20 protein-coding genes and 1 tRNA gene are annotated in these 21603 nt (G+C 49.2%); 6 read left to right on the top strand and 15 right to left on the bottom strand.

Annotation, left to right across the window (positions count from 1 at the left end; genetic code table 11):
* Positions 1-10 precede the first annotated feature (10 nt).
* The 6 genes from J4772_RS05280 to J4772_RS05305 all read right to left on the bottom strand — a co-directional run bounded on the left by J4772_RS05280 (position 11) and on the right by J4772_RS05305 (position 5636).
* Positions 11-721: an N-acetylmannosamine-6-phosphate 2-epimerase gene (locus J4772_RS05280; RefSeq protein WP_209074425.1), complete on the bottom strand. Its 711-nt coding sequence runs from the start codon at positions 719-721 to the stop codon at positions 11-13.
* Positions 708-1658, bottom strand: coding sequence for an ABC transporter permease (locus tag J4772_RS05285; RefSeq protein ID WP_209074426.1), 951 nt, complete (start codon positions 1656-1658; stop codon positions 708-710). Before J4772_RS05285 ends, J4772_RS05280 begins: the two co-directional genes overlap by 14 nt.
* Positions 1659-1700: 42 nt before the next feature.
* The gene (locus J4772_RS05290) at positions 1701-3179 is read right to left on the bottom strand and encodes a sugar ABC transporter ATP-binding protein (protein ID WP_209074427.1); all 1479 of its coding nucleotides are present in this window, start codon (positions 3177-3179) and stop codon (positions 1701-1703) included.
* Positions 3180-3270: 91 nt separating this feature from the next.
* Positions 3271-4260 (bottom strand): sugar ABC transporter substrate-binding protein, encoded by a 990-nt coding sequence (locus J4772_RS05295; RefSeq protein WP_116058551.1) that lies wholly within the window; start codon positions 4258-4260, stop codon positions 3271-3273.
* A gap of 118 nt (positions 4261-4378) precedes the next feature.
* Positions 4379-5098, bottom strand: coding sequence for a GntR family transcriptional regulator (locus J4772_RS05300; protein ID WP_116058550.1), 720 nt, complete (start codon positions 5096-5098; stop codon positions 4379-4381).
* A gap of 202 nt (positions 5099-5300) precedes the next feature.
* Entirely contained in the window at positions 5301-5636 is a 336-nt protein-coding gene (locus J4772_RS05305; RefSeq protein ID WP_147310106.1) for a helix-turn-helix domain-containing protein, read from the bottom strand.
* A 332-nt stretch (positions 5637-5968) separates the two neighbouring features.
* Between J4772_RS05305 and J4772_RS05310 the strand changes: the two genes are divergently transcribed.
* Entirely contained in the window at positions 5969-7096 is a 1128-nt protein-coding gene (locus J4772_RS05310; RefSeq protein WP_209074428.1) for a sensor domain-containing diguanylate cyclase, read from the top strand.
* A gap of 118 nt (positions 7097-7214) precedes the next feature.
* Here J4772_RS05310 and J4772_RS05315 read toward each other — a convergent pair whose 3' ends face one another.
* Positions 7215-8039, bottom strand: coding sequence for a MerR family transcriptional regulator (locus tag J4772_RS05315; protein ID WP_209074429.1), 825 nt, complete (start codon positions 8037-8039; stop codon positions 7215-7217).
* 103 nt (positions 8040-8142) lie between these two features.
* Here J4772_RS05315 and J4772_RS05320 point away from each other — a divergent pair, with 103 nt between their 5' ends.
* From J4772_RS05320 to pssA, 5 genes are read left to right on the top strand one after another with little or no spacing between them, the layout of a single operon-like run.
* Entirely contained in the window at positions 8143-9894 is a 1752-nt protein-coding gene (locus J4772_RS05320) for an ABC transporter ATP-binding protein (protein ID WP_209074430.1), read from the top strand.
* On the top strand, positions 9869-11689 hold the full coding sequence (locus tag J4772_RS05325; RefSeq protein ID WP_209074431.1) for an ABC transporter ATP-binding protein: 1821 nt from the start codon (positions 9869-9871) through the stop codon (positions 11687-11689). Before J4772_RS05320 ends, J4772_RS05325 begins: the two co-directional genes overlap by 26 nt.
* A 40-nt stretch (positions 11690-11729) precedes the next feature.
* A complete protein-coding gene (locus J4772_RS05330) occupies positions 11730-12431 on the top strand; it encodes a TVP38/TMEM64 family protein (protein WP_209074432.1) in 702 nt (233 codons plus the stop codon).
* Positions 12432-12485: 54 nt separating this feature from the next.
* On the top strand, positions 12486-13070 hold the full coding sequence (locus J4772_RS05335) for a GNAT family N-acetyltransferase (RefSeq protein ID WP_209074433.1): 585 nt from the start codon (positions 12486-12488) through the stop codon (positions 13068-13070).
* Between the two features lie 5 nt (positions 13071-13075).
* Positions 13076-13606, top strand: coding sequence for a CDP-diacylglycerol--serine O-phosphatidyltransferase (gene pssA / locus J4772_RS05340; RefSeq protein ID WP_209074434.1), 531 nt, complete (start codon positions 13076-13078; stop codon positions 13604-13606).
* A 420-nt stretch (positions 13607-14026) separates the two neighbouring features.
* On the opposite strand, the gene J4772_RS05345 is transcribed toward pssA, so the two are convergent.
* The 8 genes from J4772_RS05345 to J4772_RS05380 form a co-directional block, all read right to left on the bottom strand.
* Positions 14027-14114 (bottom strand) — tRNA-Leu (locus tag J4772_RS05345).
* Positions 14115-14234: 120 nt separating this feature from the next.
* The gene (gene gtfA, locus J4772_RS05350; RefSeq protein ID WP_209074435.1) at positions 14235-15704 is read right to left on the bottom strand and encodes a sucrose phosphorylase; all 1470 of its coding nucleotides are present in this window, start codon (positions 15702-15704) and stop codon (positions 14235-14237) included.
* A 14-nt stretch (positions 15705-15718) separates the two neighbouring features.
* Complete coding sequence (locus tag J4772_RS05355; protein ID WP_209074436.1) at positions 15719-16678, bottom strand: carbohydrate kinase family protein; 960 nt, start codon at positions 16676-16678, stop codon at positions 15719-15721.
* 34 nt (positions 16679-16712) lie between these two features.
* Positions 16713-17423 carry a metallophosphoesterase family protein gene (locus J4772_RS05360; RefSeq protein WP_209074437.1) on the bottom strand — a complete coding sequence of 237 codons (711 nt, stop codon included), beginning with the start codon at positions 17421-17423 and terminating at the stop codon, positions 16713-16715.
* An 18-nt stretch (positions 17424-17441) separates the two neighbouring features.
* The gene (locus tag J4772_RS05365) at positions 17442-18278 is read right to left on the bottom strand and encodes an MBL fold metallo-hydrolase (RefSeq protein ID WP_209074438.1); all 837 of its coding nucleotides are present in this window, start codon (positions 18276-18278) and stop codon (positions 17442-17444) included.
* A gap of 37 nt (positions 18279-18315) precedes the next feature.
* Complete coding sequence (locus J4772_RS05370; RefSeq protein ID WP_209074439.1) at positions 18316-19170, bottom strand: carbohydrate ABC transporter permease; 855 nt, start codon at positions 19168-19170, stop codon at positions 18316-18318.
* Position 19171: 1 nt separating this feature from the next.
* On the bottom strand, positions 19172-20071 hold the full coding sequence (locus J4772_RS05375; RefSeq protein WP_209074440.1) for a carbohydrate ABC transporter permease: 900 nt from the start codon (positions 20069-20071) through the stop codon (positions 19172-19174).
* 63 nt (positions 20072-20134) lie between these two features.
* Positions 20135-21484, bottom strand: a complete 1350-nt coding sequence (locus J4772_RS05380; protein ID WP_209074441.1) for a sugar ABC transporter substrate-binding protein — start codon at positions 21482-21484, stop codon at positions 20135-20137.
* Positions 21485-21603: the final 119 nt, after the last annotated feature.

The following is a 21603-nucleotide window of genomic DNA, read 5'->3' on the forward strand; positions in this document are numbered from 1 at the left end:
CTTCAATCGCTTAGACCGTCTGCAAATACGCGTTGATCTGCGTCACGTTTTTCAATGTAATGATCTGCGGTCTCGTGATGCCCGCCCCGATTACTACGGAATGGGCGCCATTCTCAAGCGCTTTAACCGCATTGCGATAATCCCAGAAACGACCTTCCGCGACAATCGGAGCTTCGATCTTATCGGCCAGCGCCGCGATAATTTCCAGATTAGGCTCCTGCAGCTCGATCGGCACGTTCGATTCCTTGCGCGTGTAAGGCGTATATCCGCACAGAGTCGAGGAAATCATATCCGCTCCGGCTTTCCAGGCCGCGATGCCTTCTTCAAGCGTCGACACGTCCGCCATAACCAGAATGTCCAGCTCGCTTTTGATATCGTGAATGAACTGCTCCGTCGTTTTGCCGTCCGGTTTGATCAGCTTGCTCGCGTCGATCGCCACGATCTCGGCTCCCGTTGCGGCCACCTCTCTGACTTCCTTCATTGTCGGCGTAATATAGGGATAACAATCCGGGTATTCCTGCTTGATGATGCCAATGACCGGAATCGCGACCGCTTGCTTGACCGCGACAATGTCCGGAATCGTGTTGACGCGTACGCCTACCGCGCCGCCCATCTCCGCCGCCACCGCCATTCTGGCCATATATTCCGATCCGAACAGCGGCTCGTCCGGCTGTGCCTGACAAGATACGAATAATCCTCGTTTAAGTTCATGTATGCGCAACTTTAACCCTCCGTTTTTTCGATACGTAATCCAGACTTACGGCCAACAGCAGCACGGCTCCTTTGACGACAAGCTGGTAATATTCGCTGATGTTAAGCAGAATCATGCCGTTCGTGAGCACGCCCATAATCAGAATGCCGGTAATGACGCCGCTAATGCGGCCTTCGCCCCCGTTCATGCTGACGCCGCCCAATACGACGCCGATAATCACATCTAGCTCATAACCGGTTCCCGCCGTAGGCTGGCCGCTGTTTACCCTGGAGAGCAGCACCAGTCCGGCGAGCGCGCTTAGGAAGCCGCTCAGACAATAAGCGATATATTTGATTTTGCGAACGTTAACCCCGGACAGGCGGGAAGCCTCCTCATTGCTGCCGACTCCGTAGACGTACCTGCCGAACCGCGTCTTCTCCAGCACGAAGTAACCGACCGCAAAGCAGGCAAGCATCAGGATGACGGGAACGGGAATCCCCATCACGTAACCTTGTCCGATGAAAGAGTAGCCTTCCGGCAAACCGTATACGGGCAACCCTCCGGTAATGATGTAGGCGATCCCTCTTAGCGCCGTTAAAGTCGCCAGCGTCACGATTAGCGCCGGAATTTGAATCTCATGAATAAAATACGTGTTGACGAGACCGATCACGATACCGGCAACGAGGGTCAGCACGAACGCCAGCGCCGGGTGGACGCCGAACAGCATCAGCTTCGCGGCCAATACGGCGGAAACGCCGATGATCGAACCGATGGACAAGTCGATGCCCGCTGTCAAAATCACGAACGTCATGCCTACGGCCACGATTCCAACTATCGATACTTGTCTTAAAATGTTCAGCAGGTTATCTACGGACAAAAAAGCATCCGAGGCGACCGAGAAAAAGAGGACGAGAAGCAGCAGCACAATGTAAATTCCGTATTTTACGAGTATGGCTCTGATCGGCACGGGTTGACCTCCGCTCTATATTTGGGATAAGAACGACGGCCGTTATTCCGTAGCCATCGTCAGAATGCGTTCCTGCGTCATTTCATCGCCTGCAACTTCGCCCGTTAGCGATCCTTCCTTCATGACCAGCACCCGGTCGGACATCCCGATCAGCTCCGGCATTTCGGACGAAATCATAATAATCGACTTATTCTCGCCGACCAGATTTCGCATCAAGGCGTAGATTTCCTGCTTCGCCCCAACGTCAATGCCGCGCGTAGGCTCGTCGAAGATCAGAATATCGCACTGGGTCGCCAGCCATTTGGCCAGAACGACCTTCTGCTGGTTGCCGCCGCTCAAGTTTTTGACCGCCTGCAGCTCCCCGGGCGTCTTGATGGCCAGGGCCGCGATATAATCCGTGGCCAGATTTTTCTCTTTCTTCTTGTGCAGAAAACCGAAGGAAGCGATTTTATCAAGCGAAGCGTACGAGACGTTAAATTTCACGTCCATGTTCAACAGCGCGCCATGCTGCTTTCTGTCCTCCGGAATGAGTCCCATCTTATAGCCGATGGCGTCCATCGGATGACGAATCTTGACGCGTTTCCCCCTGATCAGCAGGTCGCCTGCGGATATCGGATCGACGCCGAATATGGCGCGTACCAGCTCCGTCCTCCCGGCGCCGACCAGGCCGGCGATTCCCAATATCTCTCCTTCCTTCAGGGTGAAAGAGATGTCGTTGACCTGGGGATTGGAGAGACCTTTGACCTCCAGCACCGCAGCTCCCGTCCGGGAAGCTTTGGGCGGATAATGCTGTCCCAACGCCCGTCCGACCATCAGGCTGACCAATTCGGATCTGTTCGTGTCTTCGCGCTGCAGCGTTCGAATATATTTGCCGTCTCTCATGACTGTAATCCGGTCGGAGAGGCGGAAGATTTCCTCGAATTTGTGAGAGATATAAATAATCGTCATCCCCTGCCGCTTCAGCTTGTCGACGATTTCGTACAGCTTCTCGACTTCGCTGCTCGTCAGCGGGGCCGTAGGCTCATCCATAATCAAAACTTTGGCATTGCTGGATATCGCTTTGGCAATTTCTACGATTTGCTGGAAACCGACGCTCAAATCTTTAACCAAGCTCTGGGGCCGCACGTTCACGCCGAGCTGACTTAAAATTTGCGACGACCGGGCATTCATCTCGCGTCTATCGATCATGAATCTGCCGCCAAGCTCCCTGCCGTAAAAAATATTTTCAGCTACCGTCAGACTCGGAATCAGGTTGAACTCCTGATAGATCGCGCTGATCCCTTCCTTTAACGCATAGATCGGGTTCATACCGCTCATCTCAACGCCATTGTACCTAATGCTGCCCGACGTCGGCTCGATGGCGCCGGTGATCGTCTTGATCAGCGTCGATTTGCCCGCGCCGTTCTCGCCTACGATCGAATGCACCTCTCCTGGCCGAAAATCGATTGAAACGCCGTCCAGCGCCTTAACGCCAGGGTAATATTTGCTGATGTCCCGAAGAGCCAATAGCGGTTCGCCCATCGCGGCCGGCCTCCTTTATCTTCCACAGACCCTCTCCCGTAATTGCTGCGGTATACCTATGGAGAAAGGTCTGCGGATGAAATCGCATCTGTTACTGGATAAATTCGTCCACATTGCTAAGCGTTACGGGAATCATATTCACCGCGATCGGTTCGGCAATCGGACCTTCTGCGATGACTTTCACCGCCGTATCTACAATTTGCCGCCCCATTCCGACCGGAGCGATGTCGATTGTCGCGCGGTAAATGCCGTCTTCCTTGATCTTCTTCAGCGCTTCCTGCGTTGCGTCCAATCCGCCGATAAAGAAGTCCGGCGTATCCTTCTTAGCCGCTTTCACGACTTCGTAGACGCCGAGCGCCCCGGCATCGTTAACGGCCGCGACGACTTTGACGTTCGGGTGTGCCTGAAGAATCGTTTCCATCGCCCGCATTCCTTTCTCAACCGTGTTCGCCGACTGATTGGCCACGATTTTGGCATCCGGCGCATGCTTCAGAATGCCGTCCTTGATTCCGTTGGCGCGTTCGATGATGACTTTCAGTTCGGGATAATCGATAATGGCGACTTCCGCCGTACCGCCCAGCTTGTCGGCAATCCATTGTCCCGCCTGTTCGCCGATCGCCATCCCGTATTCGTATTCCGGCACAGTAAGGAAAGCGTCGGAGCCGGCTACGTTCTGGTTGGAGCTGACGACGGTTATTCCGGCTTCTTTGGCTTTCTTGACTACCGGCTCCAAAGCTTTGTCGTCAACCGGGCTGATCACGATGACGTCCAGCTTCTGGGTAATGAAGTTCTCGATCGCGTTGACTTGCTGCACCGCGTCGCCTTTGCCGTCATGAACGGTGACGTCGTAGCCGAGCTCTTGCGCCCTTGCCTTCACGCCTTCCGACAAGTCGACGAAATACGTATTCGCTAGGTTGGCGACCGTAAAACCGATTTTCAGCTTCTTGTTTGCGGCTTCGCCGCCGGTTTCGGCAGACGGACTTCCTTTGGCCCCCGTATTGTTTCCGCTTTCATTTGTGCTTGAACAAGCTGTCAATGCCGTCATTGCCACGATAAGCAGTAAAAAGACCATTTTACGCATACTTTTTGCCTCCAATTTTCATAATATTCTGATTTTTCAAACTTTTAAAATCCTGCTCCGCCCCTTTGAAAACAGAGCTTGTAGAGCGTACATCCCCCCTAGTTCGAATCTACATGCGTTACTTCAACTGGATTTTATATTTATACTTATCTCGGTTGACGATCCGATAGTTGAACTCCACCGGAAGCGTGCCGAAATAAGCAATCCGCTTAATTAACAGACACGGAGAGCTTTTCTTAATATCGAGTAAATCCGCCTCTTCCTTGCTGATCAATACGGCGTCGATCGTCTCTTCGGCCATGTTGGCGGCTACGTTGTAGACTTCGCTCAGCGTCTCGTACAAGGAACGCTGCCCGAAATCGTATTGATCCAATCCGGGAAACAGCCGGCACGGCAAGTAAGAGCGGTCGATGACGATCGCTTCGTTGTCGGCCATCCGAAGCCGCTTGATCAAGTAAACCTGCTCGCCCTCGGGCAAGGTCAAGGCATGCCGAACTTCGTTGTCGGGGAAAACCCTTTCAAGAGATAATTGCTTGGAGGAAGGCGTATACCCCCGCAGCTTAACTTCGTTCGTAAAGCTGTAGAACCGGTTCAGTTCCTGGTTAATGCCGGAAAAGCGGACGAAAGTACCCTTGCCCGTCTTCTTCTCGATCATGCCCTCGTGTTCAAGCTCGGATAACGCACGTCTTGCCGTTATGCGGCTAACCTGATAGAGATCGCATAGCTCGGCTTCGGAAGGCAGCTTGTCCCCAACCTTCCATTCGCCTTCCTGAATTTTGTTGGAGATAATTTGCTTAAGTTGATGGTATAATGACAGCGGATTGCTCTTATCGATCACGATAAGCTCCCCTTTCGCGAAAAGGTCAACCTCTAACCTGTTATAACATTATATTATCATGATACGATCGTTTGTCAATTCATTTGTCGAAAAATGTAGTTGGAATATTATCCGAACGATGTGCCCAATGATCGCAGGACCCGGGCGGAGCAAGCAAAAAGGAGCAACCGTAAACCGGCCGCTCCCTGAAATTACCTCATTATTAGGCTTCATCCTCAATAAGCAAAGCCTTTAATATGCGATAAGCTTGACGATGCTTGACTTCATCATGCTGCAGCAGGAGAAGGACGCTTGCCCATACCCATTTCTTTTCTTGCAAGCTCCCCTCCTTCTCATCAAATAAATCGTAAACAGTCATATGCAAACCGGTGGCCACTTTTTCGATTGTGCTTAACTTGACATTTTTCTCGCCGCGCTCGATTTGAGCGAGGTATGTGCCAGCCATCCCAATGGTTTCCCCAAGCTGATCCAGCGTCATGTTACGTGCCAAACGATGCAAACGTATTTTTGCTCCGATTAACGCCGCTAACGTCCCCATTCTCAAACCTCACAACCTCTCTCCAAATAAAGTGTAGTTTACCCACTTTGAAGGTTGGAGAGTCTTTAAACTACAATCAGTTTATCTAATTGTAGCTTTAAATACTTTGGGGTATAATCTTCCACAAGACTACATATTGTGACAGTCCGACTAAGTCTTTATTCCTATTCGACTGGAATTGAGAAGCTGGAATACGGCTCGAACAGCAGAATAAACCCCAAAAATACAGAACAACCAAGCAATCGAGTAGGCAAATAGAACCATTCACTAGTAATTCCGGAGTATTTTTTTGAGCTATTCAAAAATGAAGAAACGATGTGGTTCACATAATCATGATTGAAGCTTCTAATCCCAAGATTATTTACAAAATGATGCCCCATCTTGTTTCGTATCATTCACCGTATATGATCATCATTTTCTGGCTAGCCGCAAGTTTGCTCGTCTTTGTTTCGTTATTCGCCGTTTTCTTTTACAAATGGAAAGTCTTGACGCAAGTTCTGGTCTTCAAAGCGGCAGTTCATACGAGGCTAGCGACAATTCTGGAAATAACGCCAAAAGAATCGGACAAGAGGCTGCAGCTTTCCGCTAAAATTATTAAGTGCATGAACGAAGGGGTTATTGTAACCGATTTAAACGGCAATATTATGACCACCAATTTGGCATTTACTCGTTTAACCGGATATAGAGAAGAGGAAGCCCAGGGTAGAAATTTGTCGCTGCTCCTGTCGGAACAGTTCAGCCCCGGTTTCCTTAATGAAGTCTGGGAGAAATTAATAGACTGCGGATATTGGCAAGGAGAAATACGGAACAAGCATAGGAGCGGACTCATTCATGTGCTCAATATGCGGGTTTATTCCATTTATAGTGACAACGGACAGTTGGAATGCTATGCCGCAATCATGGAGGATATTACCGAGCGGAAATTAAATGAAGAAAAAATGCGTTATCGCGCTTATTACGATTCGCTTACGGCTTTGCCGAACCGCGATTTCTTTCATAACCGATTGATCCAGACTTTCGAAGAAGCAAAGCAAAACCAGTCCAGAATTGCCGTTATGTTTTTGGATGTGGATGGATTTAAAGGGGTGAACGATTCATACGGGCATCTTGTCGGCGATCAACTGCTGCAGGAGTTTGCCGGAAGAATCAAATTCACGCAAGCCGACAGCAGCGATAACATTGCCCGATTTGGCGGTGACGAATTTATTCTATTTACTGAAATCCATACCGAACGGGAGGCGGCGAGTCTGGCGGAAGCACTCCTTACAACGATATCTAAACCCTACCGAATCAACGATTGCAGCATCGAAATCTCATGCAGCATAGGAATCAGTCTGTATCCCGATCAAGGCCAGGATGTGCAAGATTTGATCAAACTCGCCGATGAAGCGATGTACATGGCCAAAAAACGAGGAAAAAACAACTATCAATTTAGGCATCAGTCGGCTTCCTTGCGGTAGCGGCATGAATTAACGCGGCTTCCGCCCGACGACACGGTTGCCGCCGATTCCGCTATGGGCTAAGGGTTAGCCGCCTGTAGCCCGCCCTTAGCCCGCCAGAGTCGTTTTTCTACTGGTGTCACACCTTAGATGGTTCCTTAATGTGCACCATAATTCTGACCAGATACTCCTCCGGATTTTGTAGCGACACCTCATCCTGCAAGTACTCCTCGTAAGCATCGCCAATGACAACATATTGTTTCTTCTCTATGTAATCAAAAATTTGCGGATAAATTTTATCCGTTTCCCCATAATCCGCCTTGGTGTACGAAACCAGGTAAAACCCCTCCGGCATATATTGTTGCTCTTCAGAATGAGTGGCCATGCGACTGAACATATGGGACATCATATCCCCGTTTCTCTTCAGTAAATCCTCCTTCTTAACAATAACGCCGTTCGGATATCCGATTGGCGCATTCTCTCTCTCCAAACGCATTTGAAAATCGTCCCAGAGAGATTCGGGATTTTGCTCCTTAGATACATGAACGCGGCAACTCAACAGCAAAGGAATCCTGGCTTGCCGGATCACCTTCATACGGCTTGTGTCTACATGAATCGAATGTTCAATCCTCTCTGCTTGCATGCTGATCATTTGCCGGGTCCGTTCAAGCTTCGCCATCTGCAATCGGATAATCTCTTCCTGTTTTCGTAGAAATTCAAGTGTACGGGCAGGGGTTCGACGGCTCTGATGCTCTCGAATTTCCTCAAGAGACATGCCAAACTCCTTGAAGACATGAATCATACCGATGGTATCCAACTGGCTGCGATGGTAATAGCGATACCCGTTGTCGGCAACAAATGCCGGCTTGAACAGTCCGATACGATCATAGTAAATCAGCGTTTTGCGTGGAATATCTGACATTTTGGAAAAATCACTAATCGACATCCTATCTGATTGATGCATGGCTGCCTCCAAAAAAACAATTTGACTGTATAGTTACTATACAGTTTACGATAACATATATCGCTGCACCACATCCACTATGGAAGGTTTGAGGAGATTTTATATGTTGAGAAAATTGCTCCAAAGTGTGAGGGAATTCAAAAAAGATACATGGCTGACTCTCTTATTTTTGCTTGGCGAGGTTGCTATGGAGGTCACGATTCCATGGTTGATGGCGGAATTAATCGATAAGGGAATTAGTGGAGGACATATGAGCCCGATAGCTAAATATGGCTTAATTCTGTTGCTATTTGCGCTGATATCGCTTGTGTTTGGCGCACTCGCCGGCAAACACTCCGCAATCGCCATGGCTGGATTTGGTAAAAATCTGCGTTATGATCTGTTTCGCCATGTCCAGCGGCTATCCTATTCCAATATGGATAAATTTTCATCCTCCGGCATCGTAACAAGGCTGACGACCGACATTACGCATGTGCAAAACGCCTTTTTGATGATCATAAGGATTGCCTTTCGCAGCCCGGTTATGATGATTTTGGCAACCGTAATGACCTTTCAAATCAGCCCAACCATTGCCGTATGGTTTTTAGTCGTCATTCCCGTGCTTGCGGTGGGGGTGTTACTCATTATGAAGTATTCGTTCCCTATCTTCGAACGCGCCTTTGGCAGCTATGATGAATTGAATAAAGTTGTCCAGGAAAATGTCCGGGGGATTCGCGTCGTCAAATCCTATGTTCGGGAAGATCACGAGATTTCAAAGTTTCAGGCCATATCCCAAAAGATATTCAAGCAAATGATCAAAGCGGAACGCATGCTATCTTACGAGCTGCCACTTATGCAAGTCATTCTTTATGCCGTGATGCTGCTCATTTCATGGATCGGAGCCAAGCTGGTTGTCAGCGGCACTATGACGACTGGAGAGCTGACGAGCGTATTTGCTTACTCCATGCAGATTCTCATGAGCTTGATGACCCTCGGTATCGTGGTCATCATGATCGCCATTGCCCGTGCTTCCGCAGGGCGAATCCATGACTTATTAAACGAGCAGCCTGACATTACGAGTCCGAGTTCGCCAGTAACGGAATTGCACACGGGAGATGTGGAGTTTCGCAACGTTTCGTTTCGTTACTCAACCAAAGCGGAGAAATTCGCATTATCCGGCATTAATCTTCGAATCCTGTCGGGACAAACCATCGGTATCCTTGGAGGAGCCGGCAGCGCAAAATCGACGCTTGTTCACTTGATCCCACGCCTCTATGACGCAAGCGATGGCGAGGTGCTCGTGAGCGGAACGAATGTGAAGCAGTACGATCTACACGTGCTCAGAAACCAAGTTGCAATGGTGCTGCAAAAAAATGTTTTATTCGAAGGCTCCATTAAGGAAAACCTTCGTTGGGGCAATGAATCGGCTACTGATGAGGCGCTGATTGAAGCATGCAAAGCAGCCCAGGCCCATGACTTTATCCTAGCCCTTCCTGATGGATATGATACTCGCCTGACTCAAGGAGGAAGCAACGTTTCCGGAGGTCAGAAGCAGCGGCTTTGTATTGCAAGAGCCTTGCTTAAAAATCCGAAAATTCTTATCCTGGATGATTCGACCAGCGCTGTCGATACGCGAACAGATGCAATGATTCGGAAGGTCTTCAAGGAAAACATCCCCGACATAACCAAAATCATCATTGCACAACGCATCGCTTCCGTCGAGGATGCGGATCAGATTATTCTGCTGGACGAAGGCCAAATGGCGGATATGGGCTCTCACCGGGAACTCATGAGTAGAAGTGCGATTTATCAGGAGATTTATGATACGCAAACAAAGGGTGGTGAAGAAGATGTCGGACAGCACGAATTACGGTAAAACCCTTATTCGGCTGCTTGCCTATTTCAGGTATTTTAAGTTCAGATCCTGCCTGGTATTGCTGTTCGTACTGATTAGCGCCGCCGTATCGATCTCTTCTGCCGCATTTTTAAGACTGCTTATTGATGACTTTATTGTGCCTTTGCTGGGCGATCGACATCCGGTGTTTGATGCCTTGCTGCAGGCATTAACGATTCTTGCTGTGATCTATGCAGCCGGGGTCGTCAGCACATTTGTCTCCAAAAGATTGATGATTACGATCTCACAGCAAATCATGAAAAAAATTCGGGACCATTTGTTTAGAAAAATGCAAAATCTCCCCATTAAGTATTTTGACCGAAAAGCACATGGCGATTTGATGAGTTACTATACGAATGATGTAGATACGCTTAACATGATGCTCACTGACGGATTGCCACAATTGCTATCCACCATTGTGACCCTTTTAGTGGCGCTTGGGACGATGCTTTATCTCGATGTACCGTTAACGATTGTAGTGGTAATTGGTTCAGTTGCGATGTTATGGGTGACCAAGATCGTGGCTACAAAAGCAACTCTGCACTTTTTCCGGCAGCAGGAATCGCTTGGCGTTGTAGATGGCTATATGGAGGAAATGATACATGGTCAAAAGGTTGTTCAAGTGTTCAGTCGCGAGGATAAAGCAATGGAACAATTTTCTCGATATAACGAGGAATTGTTTAAGGACTCAACTGCAGCAAACAAATATTCAAACATCCTTATGCCAATTAATGAAAATCTTGCAACTTTCATCTATGTGCTGGTTGCCATTGTGGGCGGAGCTATGGCGATATCCGGCTGGAATACAGGCTTGACACTGGGGAGCATCGCCGCCTTTCTGAGCTTGTCCAGAAATTTCACCATGCCGATCGCCGAAATCTCCTCGCAGATAAATATGTTTGTGGTGGCCATTGCGGGAGCGCAACGGATTTTCAATATGATGGATGAAAGTCCCGAAGAGGATGAAGGGCGCGTAACGCTGGAAAAAAATCAACATCATACCGGATGGTCATGGAAGCTGGAAGACGGCTCCGTTGTCGCTTTGAAGGGAAAAGTGGAGTTCAGGCAAGTCTCCTTTTCTTATGACGGCAAAAAGCAGGTGCTTCAGGATCTGACGCTTGAGGCTAAACCCGGACAAAAACTTGCCTTTGCAGGTGCTACTGGTGCGGGAAAAACCACTGTCGCCAACCTGCTTAACCGCTTCTACGAAATTACAGAGGGTGAAATTCTTTATGATGGCATCCCTATTCAACGCATTCGAAAGGCTGATTTACGCCGCTCGCTAGGAATTGTGTTGCAGGATACTCATCTTTTTTCCGGTAGTGTGGCCGATAACATTCGTTACGGTCGCCTGGAAGCGAGTGATGAGGAGGTTATACAAGCGGCCAAGCTGTCTCATGCGGCCAGCTTCATCGAACGCTTGCCGAAAGGATATCATACCCGGCTGGACGGCAGCGGGAACGAACTTTCCCAGGGTCAGAGCCAATTGCTGGCCATCGCCAGGGCGGCTATTGCTAACCCGCCTGTGATGATTTTAGATGAAGCAACCTCATCTATTGATACACGGACGGAAGCGCTTGTGCAATCCGGAATGGATAACTTGATGGATAGCAGAACGGTATTTGTCATCGCTCATCGTTTGTCCACCGTTCGAAACTCGGATGCTATTCTGGTGATGGAACATGGCCGAATTAAAGAGCGCGGTAACCACGATCAATTGATAGATCAAAGAGGGGCTTATTATCAATTGTACACAGGAGCATTTGAATGGGAGTAACGAACACTTGTTAAATCTCTCGCCTAAGGAGCAGCTACACATGACACAAATAAGAAAAGTCCGCCTGCTAAAAATAATTTTACTCTTATTAGCCATTTTGTCGATTTTTCTATTTATACGGCATGCCCCTGCTATTTTAGAACTATTATCATCCATGGATAAATTCAGAGATTTTATTCTGTCTTCAGGAAACTGGGGACCTGTCATGTTTATTCTTTTCCAAATGCTACAGATAGTGGTCGCTCCTATTCCTGGAGAAGTTGTGCAAATTGCAGGGGGATACATTTATGGTGTAAGTCTTGGAACACTTTATACGACAATTGGCACGTTGTTAGGCGCAGCATTGGCTTTTTTCTTCACTCGTTATATCGGACGTTCCTGGATTGAACGCTTACTGGAAAAAAGGAATTACAAGTGGATATCTGTTATGAAGAATGAAAAAAAGCTGTCTGTATTTTTATTTATCTTTTTCATTATTCCCGGCCTGCCTAAAGATCTAATGGTATATCTTGCAGCCTTAACACCGATCAGCTCTTTACGTTTCTTCACTTTGCTTCTTGTTGGTCGTCTACCATGGTTAATCGCCTCCGTTGTTATTGGAACCACTATTCATCAAGAACAATATGGAGTCGCTATCCTGATAACCATTATCTCTGTTCTTGCTTTCATTATCGGGTACTTTTACAAGAATAAATGGATTGAACTATTCTCAAATTCGGAGAAAAAAGAAGGGAAATTGTAGTGCGCCTTTTAAACTGCTGTCAAATTACTTTGAGTCGAAAGAGAGGAACTACCCATGCAAATTATTGAAACCAATCGATTGAGCTTACGAAATTTTTCCGTGACAGATGCTCAAGGATTTTGGGAGTATACGGCTAATCCCAGAGTCAATTGCTTCCTTAGCGATAAAATTTCGACATTGGAAGAAGCCGTCTTAGAGATTCAGAAAAGAAGCTCTGAAGACTCCTATCTTGCAGTCTGCTTGAAAGAGAGCAATGCGCTGATAGGAGAACTATTTTATCTGAAAGAAGAGCCTGATACGTTTAGCGTTGGATGGAACTTCAATGCCAGATATGAAGGAAAGGGATATGCTCGAGAAAGCGCGGAAGCTTTCTTCCAGTATCTGTTTATGCAAAAAGAAGCCAGAAGGCTGTATGCCTATGTTGAGGATGATAACGTAAGATCACAAAAACTATGTAAAAAATTAGGCATGCGCAAAGAAGGCTGTTTTATAGAATTTATTTCTTTCACCGAATACGAGGATGGTACACCAAAATATGAAAACACCTTCCAATTTGCATTGTTAAAAAAAGAGTGGCTCGGAAATGCTACAAGCTCGAATAGAATTAAATCTGACAGCAAGTTAAAAGATTTGGAGTGAATAGGATGAAGAAATGGATTCCGTCAATATTGACACTGAGTAATTTAACTCTGGGCTTTATGGCAATTTTGTATACCATTAAAGGAGAAATCTTTGTCGGTATATGGCTAGTGATGTTGGGCTTATTGTGCGATTTTTTGGACGGCTACTGTGCAAGAAGGTTGAATTCCGTCTCGCTGCTGGGTAAAGAGCTTGATTCACTGGCAGATCTTGTGACGTTCGTCGTTGCGCCGGCTATCATGGCTTTTGTCGCTTCACTTCATGAAATCCGTTTGTTTGGAACTGCCAGTATACTGGTTTACGTCTGCTGTGGCGCACTGAGGCTGGCGCGTTTCAATGCCGTACAAAGCCATATTTCTGGATTTGTCGGGATGCCGACACCGCTTGCAGCCGTGATTATGATGCTGTTGACTGCGTCATCGTGGCATCCGTCTGTTGTGGAATCAGGCGCTGTTCTGATTGGAGTACTGATGATTAGCAGACTTTCCTTTCCGAGCTTGAAGAAAAGGAACACTGCAGTCGCGGAGGAATGTTGATTACGACAATTATTACGTAAAAAGAGTGGTTTGAAAGCGTGGCGCTTGGCCTGGATGCTTCAGCCCTCACAGTTTGAAGCAAGCGATTTTACGAATAGAAGCGCGAATTCATCCTACCTTTCTTCAATCGACGAACGCTTTTCAGAAGCAAATCGGCATAACACGTACCGCGTCGACAACGATTCTTTCTATGGTGATGATGTTTCTTTTGGGCATTGTATTTTGTCAAGAAAGGCCTGTTCCGTCACATGGAGATAAAAAAGTTAATATGGAAACGGATTTGGGCTATCTCCGCTTGCTGCTTCCTAATCGTTCAAACAAGCCAAATTACAAGTACCATTACGGAGCCCGCCCTTAAATTATGCAAAAAGCTCCTGAACGTCACTTGGACAAGTTCAAGAGCTTGTTAATTTGTTAATATGGTGCGGTCGAGAGGACTCGAACCTCCACGGGGTATTAGCCCACACGGACCTGAACCGTGCGCGTCTGCCAATTCCGCCACGACCGCATGTGTTGATTGTTGTTTGGCGTCAACGTTCAATATCTTACCATGATTCCCTCACTCGGGTCAAGCCTTTATTTGGAAGCAGAGAAAAACCGTCAGGAAATCTTCCCGACGGTCTCTTAATTACACTTCGTACTGGACAACGGCGCCGCCGTCGTCGACGTATTCGATAACCGCCTTGCTCGTTCTCAGATCGATCGCAAGGCTGCAGAAGCTGCTATCCTTGCGCCACGCCAGACGAACCTCGTGTGAAGCGCAATCCGTCGGGAGGACAAACTCGCCGTTAAACGCCTCGTAATCGTTTCTGAACTTGATCAGCTTGATCAAGCGTTGAACGACCGGCTGGAGAACGGCTTCTTCTATCTCCACGGCCGTATAATTGTGCCGGTTGATTTCCCGCCCTTCGCCGGTTTCGGCGACACGCTCCATATCATTCTTGCCGGCAAGCAGTCCGACGTAATACACTTGCGGAATGCCCGGCACGAAAAACTGGATCGCTCTGGCTGCCAGGTATGCGTCGTCGTTGCACTCGAGCACGGAGTAGTAGGAGCAGCGAATCTGATGAACGTCGAATCCATCCGCCGCCTTGTGCTTATCCGAGTAGATCAAACTTAGATTCGAGCCGCGCGCCAGGCACACATCGACCAATTCGCGCGCCCCCTTCGTATCGATCAGATCGTCCAGATCCGGCTTCACCGGCACTCCGTCATGACAATCCAGCATCGTGAACTGCTTCTCCGGGCGATCCTGCAGATAGCTCATCAGCGCTTCGCTCGACCGATTGACGAACGTCTCCAGTACGCGGTAGGGCAAAATAAAGTCGTAAATCCAATAACCTCGCTCCGCCAGCTTGTACTGGATTTCGTAGTGTGCGTGAACCTCAGGCAGCAGCTCGATGTCCATACTGTTCGCCAAAACCGAGATCCATTCGAGAAAGTCCCAGATTTCCGGCTCGACGAAGAAGCTGCTTGTCCCCGGCTTCTTAATGACATAACCAACCGCATCCAGACGGACGATCTTAACGCCGTGCTTTTGAAAGTTGGCGAAATATTGCTCAAACAATTGTCTGACCTTCGGTGAGTAAATATCGAGATCGATCTGCTCGGAGGGATCGGACTTGCCGAACGTCGTCCACACCCGCTCTTCCCGGCCATCCTCCGTCTTGAACGTCGAATACGGCAGCGGCCGCCGCAAAAACATCTGAGCGATATGCTCGTCTACCGGCTGCCCGTCCTCCCAGATTTTGTCGAGGGTCATAAAATAATCCGCGTATTCCGATTCGCGACCACGCTTCAGAAAATCGTGGAAATATGCCGACTGCGCGGAGATGTGGTTGACCATCAAATCGACGAGTATATCGAACGATTTCCCGATTTCATTTACATCGTCCCAATTTCCGAACCGAGGCTCGATTTCCAAATAAGTTAGCGGTGCGAATCCCCTATCGCCCGAGGAAGGATACGGAGGCAGAATATGAATGCCGCCTTTAAACACGTCGAGGAAGTGCCGATGAAGCACCTTCCTTAACTCCTTCAAATCTCCGCCCAGCGAATCCGGATAAGTGATGAGCTGCACCTGATTTTTGATCGTCATTGTTTTCAAGCCTCCTACACCAGTTCGTACATTTCCTTGATCTGTTCAAGCTTGGGCAGATTGGCAACCGCCCCCGTGTATTTCAGCTTATACGCGCTGACCGCAAACCCCGCCTGCAGCGCCTCCCGGATTGTGCTGCCCTTAATGAGCGAGGAATAGAAGCCGGCCCAGAACGCATCCCCCGCTCCGGTCGTATCGATTACCTCGGTCGCCATCGTCTTGAATTTAAGCGTCTCCTTGCCGTTCGATACGAGCGCACCGTCGGCTCCGAGCGTCATTACGACGAGCTTAGCGCCCAGTTTCAGAAATTTTTCAAGCTGATTTTCATAAGAGTCCGCACCAAACAGCCTCTCCGCATCCACTTCGGAAGGTTTAACGATATCCACCTTACTGATGATGGACTTCACATATTCGACGCCATCTTCGTCCTTCGCCCAAATCATCGGATGATAGTTCGGATCGAAGCCGATCAGCGCGCCATGTTTTCTGGCCTTCTCCAGAACTCGCTCAATCGTGCCGCGCGCAGGCTGCATCGAGATCGGCCAGCAGGAGAAATGTACGATTTTAGCCCGGTCCAGCGCCTGATCCAGCTCCGGCGTGTACGCCAGACGGTAATCCGCGTCCCGGTAGAAGATCGGAACAGGCGTCTTCTTGCTCTTGGTTACGACCACCATGCTGGTTGCATGGTTCGCTTGCTGAATGCAGTGCGTATCGATCCCCTGCTCCTGCAGATGCTTGATTAGAAATTTGCCAAAGCCGTCGTCGCCGACCGTTGAAGCGACTAACGTGCGAATACCGAGCTTGCTGACATTCATCGCTATATTGGAAGGCGAGCCGCCGAAATAGCGGTTATACGTATCGCAGTCCACATTTTCATCGTAATCCGCTGAAATCATATCGACCAGCAAATCGCCAATTGTCAATAAATCGATCTCTCTATCTGGAAAAGACAAGCGGTCCTCATAGTTAAACATTTCGTTTCCTCCATCTCCTGGCCATTCCACTTGCTTATCCGAAAAAGACGTACGCCACCTTCATCTCATCTTCCCTCAGCTGTAATTTCCGCGTGGCCTCAAGCAGCGGCGTACGGTCGTAAACAAGGCTCTTCATCGCGATTTGGCCGTCGGTAATCGTGAAGTAATGCGCTTCTTTCGACGGATCGTCCGGTCGACGGTAAGATACGCTTCCCGGATTCAGCCACAGGCTCGTATCGCTTAAATAATGCACGCATCTGCGGTGCGTATGGCCGAAAATAATGCGACGGTCCCCCGCTGCCTCGACCGTTCCCCCGTTGCGTTCCGCCCAGAAGGCGTCGTACTTGGGCAGGCTGTCGATCGTCAGATAGTTTTCGTACAGATGCTGCATCGTATAGCTGTAACCGTCCATCTCGAAGGTGCGGTACTCGGGAATGCTTTCGAGGAAGGAGATTTCCGCCTCGCCCAGCAGACGGGCATTGTGATGCGCCCACTTGATCTGATCCTCCGCAACGTCCAGTCCACGGTTTCCATTACGATATACGTCGATAATAATATCGTCATGATTGCCGCGAACGCAGATCGCTCTATGCTTGTGCACCCATTCGATGACCTCTCCCGGAAACGGTCCGTAGTCGACGAGATCTCCCGCGCAATAAATCACGTCACAGTCGGGCTCCGCCTTGCGGATGGCCTCCAGCGTGTAGACGTTGGCATGAATGTCCGAAATAATTAAAGCTTTCATCGTTTGTTCAGCTCCCGATTAGAGTTCTATGACAAGCCCGTCATAGGCCATCTCAAATCCGTACTTCTTTGCCTCTACAGCCAACTCGTCGTGCGTCATGCCGCACATGTGCGAAATATGCGTGAGCAGATACCGCGTACGATCGTTCACGCAGCCGTATTGTTCAAGCTTCCGGCGCATCTCCCGATTTTCGCCCAGTCCCATATGACCGTCTCCTGGCAATATCCCGCGCGCGCAATCCATGCTGACGAGATCAAAATGCAGGCCGGCAATCCGCTCGTAGTTTTGTTCGCCGATCGCGTCCGTATCATTCGCATACAGAATGCGCTTGCCCTCCCCTTCGATCATATAGATATAGCACATTTCATCTCGTCTATGATTGGCAATCAGAGGAGTGAAGACCAGCCCCGATGTCGCGAACGGCACTAACGGCTCGACATAATGGAATGCCAGCTGTTCCAGATAACCTTTCAGCTTCTTGTTCACGCCTTGATAGAACAGCGTCTCGACCGGTTTGCATCCGTATACCTGTACTTGCTGTACGCCGCCCTGCGCATAATCGATTGTGCAGTAATTGGGCTTGCCGCGAAGCATTAAGGAGAAAATATCGAAGTGATCCTCGTCCGCATGCGTAACGACGATACTCTCTACCTTCGCCAGGTTCAGCCCGTATGCCAGCTTCTGTCCGTACAAATCGGGCGACACGTCGACCAATACCGTATCGTTAATCAGAACGTTGGAGCGACGTTTCAGATTGCGGCCGCCCGCCCGAAGCGCCCGCCTGCATACGTCGCATTCGCAGAACATCGCCGGGAAGCCCTCCGAGGCGCCTGTGCCCAAATATTGAAACCGCATATTTAACCTCCACCCCTCATTAAAGGTCCGTCATAGCTTAGCCCTTCACGCCGGATGAAGCGACAGATTGAATAAATTGCTTCTGAAAGATGAGGAAAATAATCAACGTCGGGATCGTCACCATCGAGCCGAACGCAAAGATCTCTCCCCAATACACATAAGCGTCCGAATAAAGAGACTTCATCGCCTGAGGCAGCGTACGGTAAGTATCGTCCCGAGTAACGAGCGTTGGCCAGATCAGATCGCCCCATCTGCGAATAAATGTCATGATCGCTACCGTCGCCATAACCGGCTTGGACAGCGGCAGCATTATGCTCCAGAAGCTGCGCACATAACCGGATCCGTCGATAATCGCCGCTTGCAGCAATTCCTTCGGCATACCCTTGAAATGGTTATAGAATAGAAAGACGTAAGCCGGATAAGCGAGCGCCGGAATGACGAGCACCGACATCGTATTGAGCATGTGCAGATCGGCGGCAACGAGCATCCGGTTGATGATGACCGCCTCGGACGGAATGATCATAAGCCCGATAATGGCGGCGACGATCAGGTTTTTGCCGCGGAAGTCGAGCAGGCCGAGCGCATATCCGATCATCGCATTGATGATCGTCCCGAACAGCACAACCAGCAATGTCGAAATTGTCGAGTTCATGAAATACTTGAAGAAATCCATTTTGGCGAAAATATTTTTGTAGTTCTGAAAGCTGAGATCGCCGTACGGAATAAAGCCTTTAATCGAGGACATGTCCGCAACGATCTGCAGGTCCGGCTTAAAGGAAGCGACGAACAAATACAGCAGCGGGCCGGCAAACACGACGCCGACTAGCGCGTAGAGAACATACATCAGCGACAAGGAGATGCGCTTGCGCGCGGATAACGGTGAAGAGATCATGCTATTTATCTCCTTTCGTGATGACTTTGTTCTGAATTAAGGAAATAATCAGGACGATGACGAAGAAGACAACCGCCATTGCCGACGAATAACCGATTTGATTTCTTGAGAAGCCGATGTTGTACATAAACAGAACAACCGTATTGGTGCTGTTCTGCGGACCGCCGTCGGTCAGCATGTAGACCTGTGTAAACAGCTTCAGCGCCGCTATCGTATTTGTAATGATGACGAAATTAAGCGTGTTCTTGAGCATTGGAATGGTAATTTTCATGAAAACCTGCCATCTCTTCGCTCCGTCAACCTTGGCCGCCTCGTAAATCTCTTCCGGAATATATTGCAGGCCCCCGAGGATGATGATCATCTGCATGCCGATCGCCTGCCAGATGGACATAATCGCGATACCGTACATCGCCATGTCAGGATCCTTGAGCCACAGCTTCCCTTCAATACCGAAGGACGCGAGGATAGAGTTGAGCAGGCCGTCTTCGCTAGGCGAGAAAATAAACGCCCAAATGACGGCCACAACCGTCATCGATACGACTTGCGGACTGAAGTAGATCAGTCGGATAAACCCGATACCCTTGATGGCTTTGTTGACGAATACGGCCAGCAGCAGCGAAAGCGCAACGGTAAACGGTACGAATAGAAGCGCGAAGTACGCCGTGTTGCCGAATGCCTGCAGCGAGGTATCGTTCGTAAATACTTTCAGATAGTTATTGAATCCGACGAACCGCAACGGATTGTTGGGATTCGCGACCAGCATCTTGTTCGTGAAGGAGTATACAATGGCCATCACGAACGGAATCAGCATAAAGACGATAATGATCAGAAGCGATGGCGCGCTAAGCAGCCATGCCGCGGATGTCTGGCCGTCGGCTATGCGATTGGGATTTTTCTTCATGCAGGAAACTCACCTCGCGTATCATTGAGAAGGGCCGGGCGATCGGCCCGGCCCTAGCGGTTGTTACTTATTCCAGCCGTTCTCGGTAATGACTTCGTCCAGATCCTTGGACGCTTTGGTCAACTCTTCTGCCGCATCGCTGCCGAGAAGCAGGTTAGCGACAACGCCCTTCATCACATTGTAGATCTCGTTGTGCGCCGGCGTTTGCGGACGCAGATAGCCGATGCCAGCTTCCAATTGCTCGCGGTACAGGTACAATCTTCCGCCTTCTTTGTAGTTCTCATTCTCGTTCAGCACGGAAATTCTGGCCGGAATACCGCCGTTTACATCCGTCATCTTGGCGATGTATTCTTTGGAGATCGCTTCGTTCAATACCTTCCAGCTGTCGTCGGATACATTATTTTTTTGCGCTGCTGTCGTAATGCCCCAGATCACCGAGCCGCTTCCCGTGTATACGCCATTGCCGAAGTCGGGAATCGGGATCAGAATCGCGTCGTCGCCTAACGTTTCGAAGTGCTCCTTGGCCTTCCAGTGACCGATCAAGGCCAGCGCGTTTTCCTTGCGGCCGTAGAAGCCGTCTTCGTAGTCCGCAACCGGGTTTAAGTACTCGTTATCGATCATCCAGCTGATGTAATCGAATGCCGCGATCGTTTCCTTGCTGTTCAGCTTGCCGTTCGTCAGTCTAGTCTCGCGGTCCAGCATATCGCCGCCGAAGCTTTTTACGATTGGCGTGTATGTATAGTAGAGCGTTTTAGGAGAATTCTGTCTGATGTAGATCGGATATTTCACGCCGTTTTGCTTCAGCTTGGCCAACGCATCCTCGAATTCCGCACGATCCCATGCATCCTTGTAGCTTGTCGGAATGCGGATGCCCGCGGCTTCAAGCATTGATTTGTTACCCCACAGACTCATGCCGGAATCGAATTGCGCCGTTGCGTACAGCTTGCCTTTGTAAGTACCTTCGTTGATGACCGACGGCAGCATGTCCGACTTGACTTCATCCGTCATGTAATCGTCCAGCGGCGCCATGACGCCGGCTTCGATATAATAAGACAATTCAGTCGCATCCATGATTACGATGTCCGGCGTATCGCCGACGACCGGAGACATTTTCAATTTGTTATAAAACTCTTCGTTCGGGAAAAATGCAAATTCCAGGTTGAATTCGTCGTACTTCGCATCGATTTCAGGAAGAATCTCGTTGTATACTGCCGTTTCCGCGCCGTCGAGACCCCAGATCTTGATCGTGACCGGCTTCTTGCCGTCGCTCGGTTTCTGCGATGCCGAACCGCTTGGCGTTGCGCTGCCGCTCGGCGTTGCGCCTTCCGAATTGGAGGACGATCCGCAACCGGCCGTGAACAACGATAAGCTTAACAAAGTTAGTGCCGTAATTTTAAAGCTGCCCTTCTTCATCTCTTGAATACCCCTCTCTCGACTTCACCATGATGAAATTCAATTCGCTTTAGAGTGCATCCGATCGATATGCAAACCGGTTTGCATATCGGGTATGAGTAAACCGGCTTTACACTCAC

Source organism: Cohnella sp. LGH (assembly GCF_017671885.1).
Classification (GTDB): Bacteria; Bacillota; Bacilli; order Paenibacillales; family Paenibacillaceae; genus Cohnella; species Cohnella phaseoli.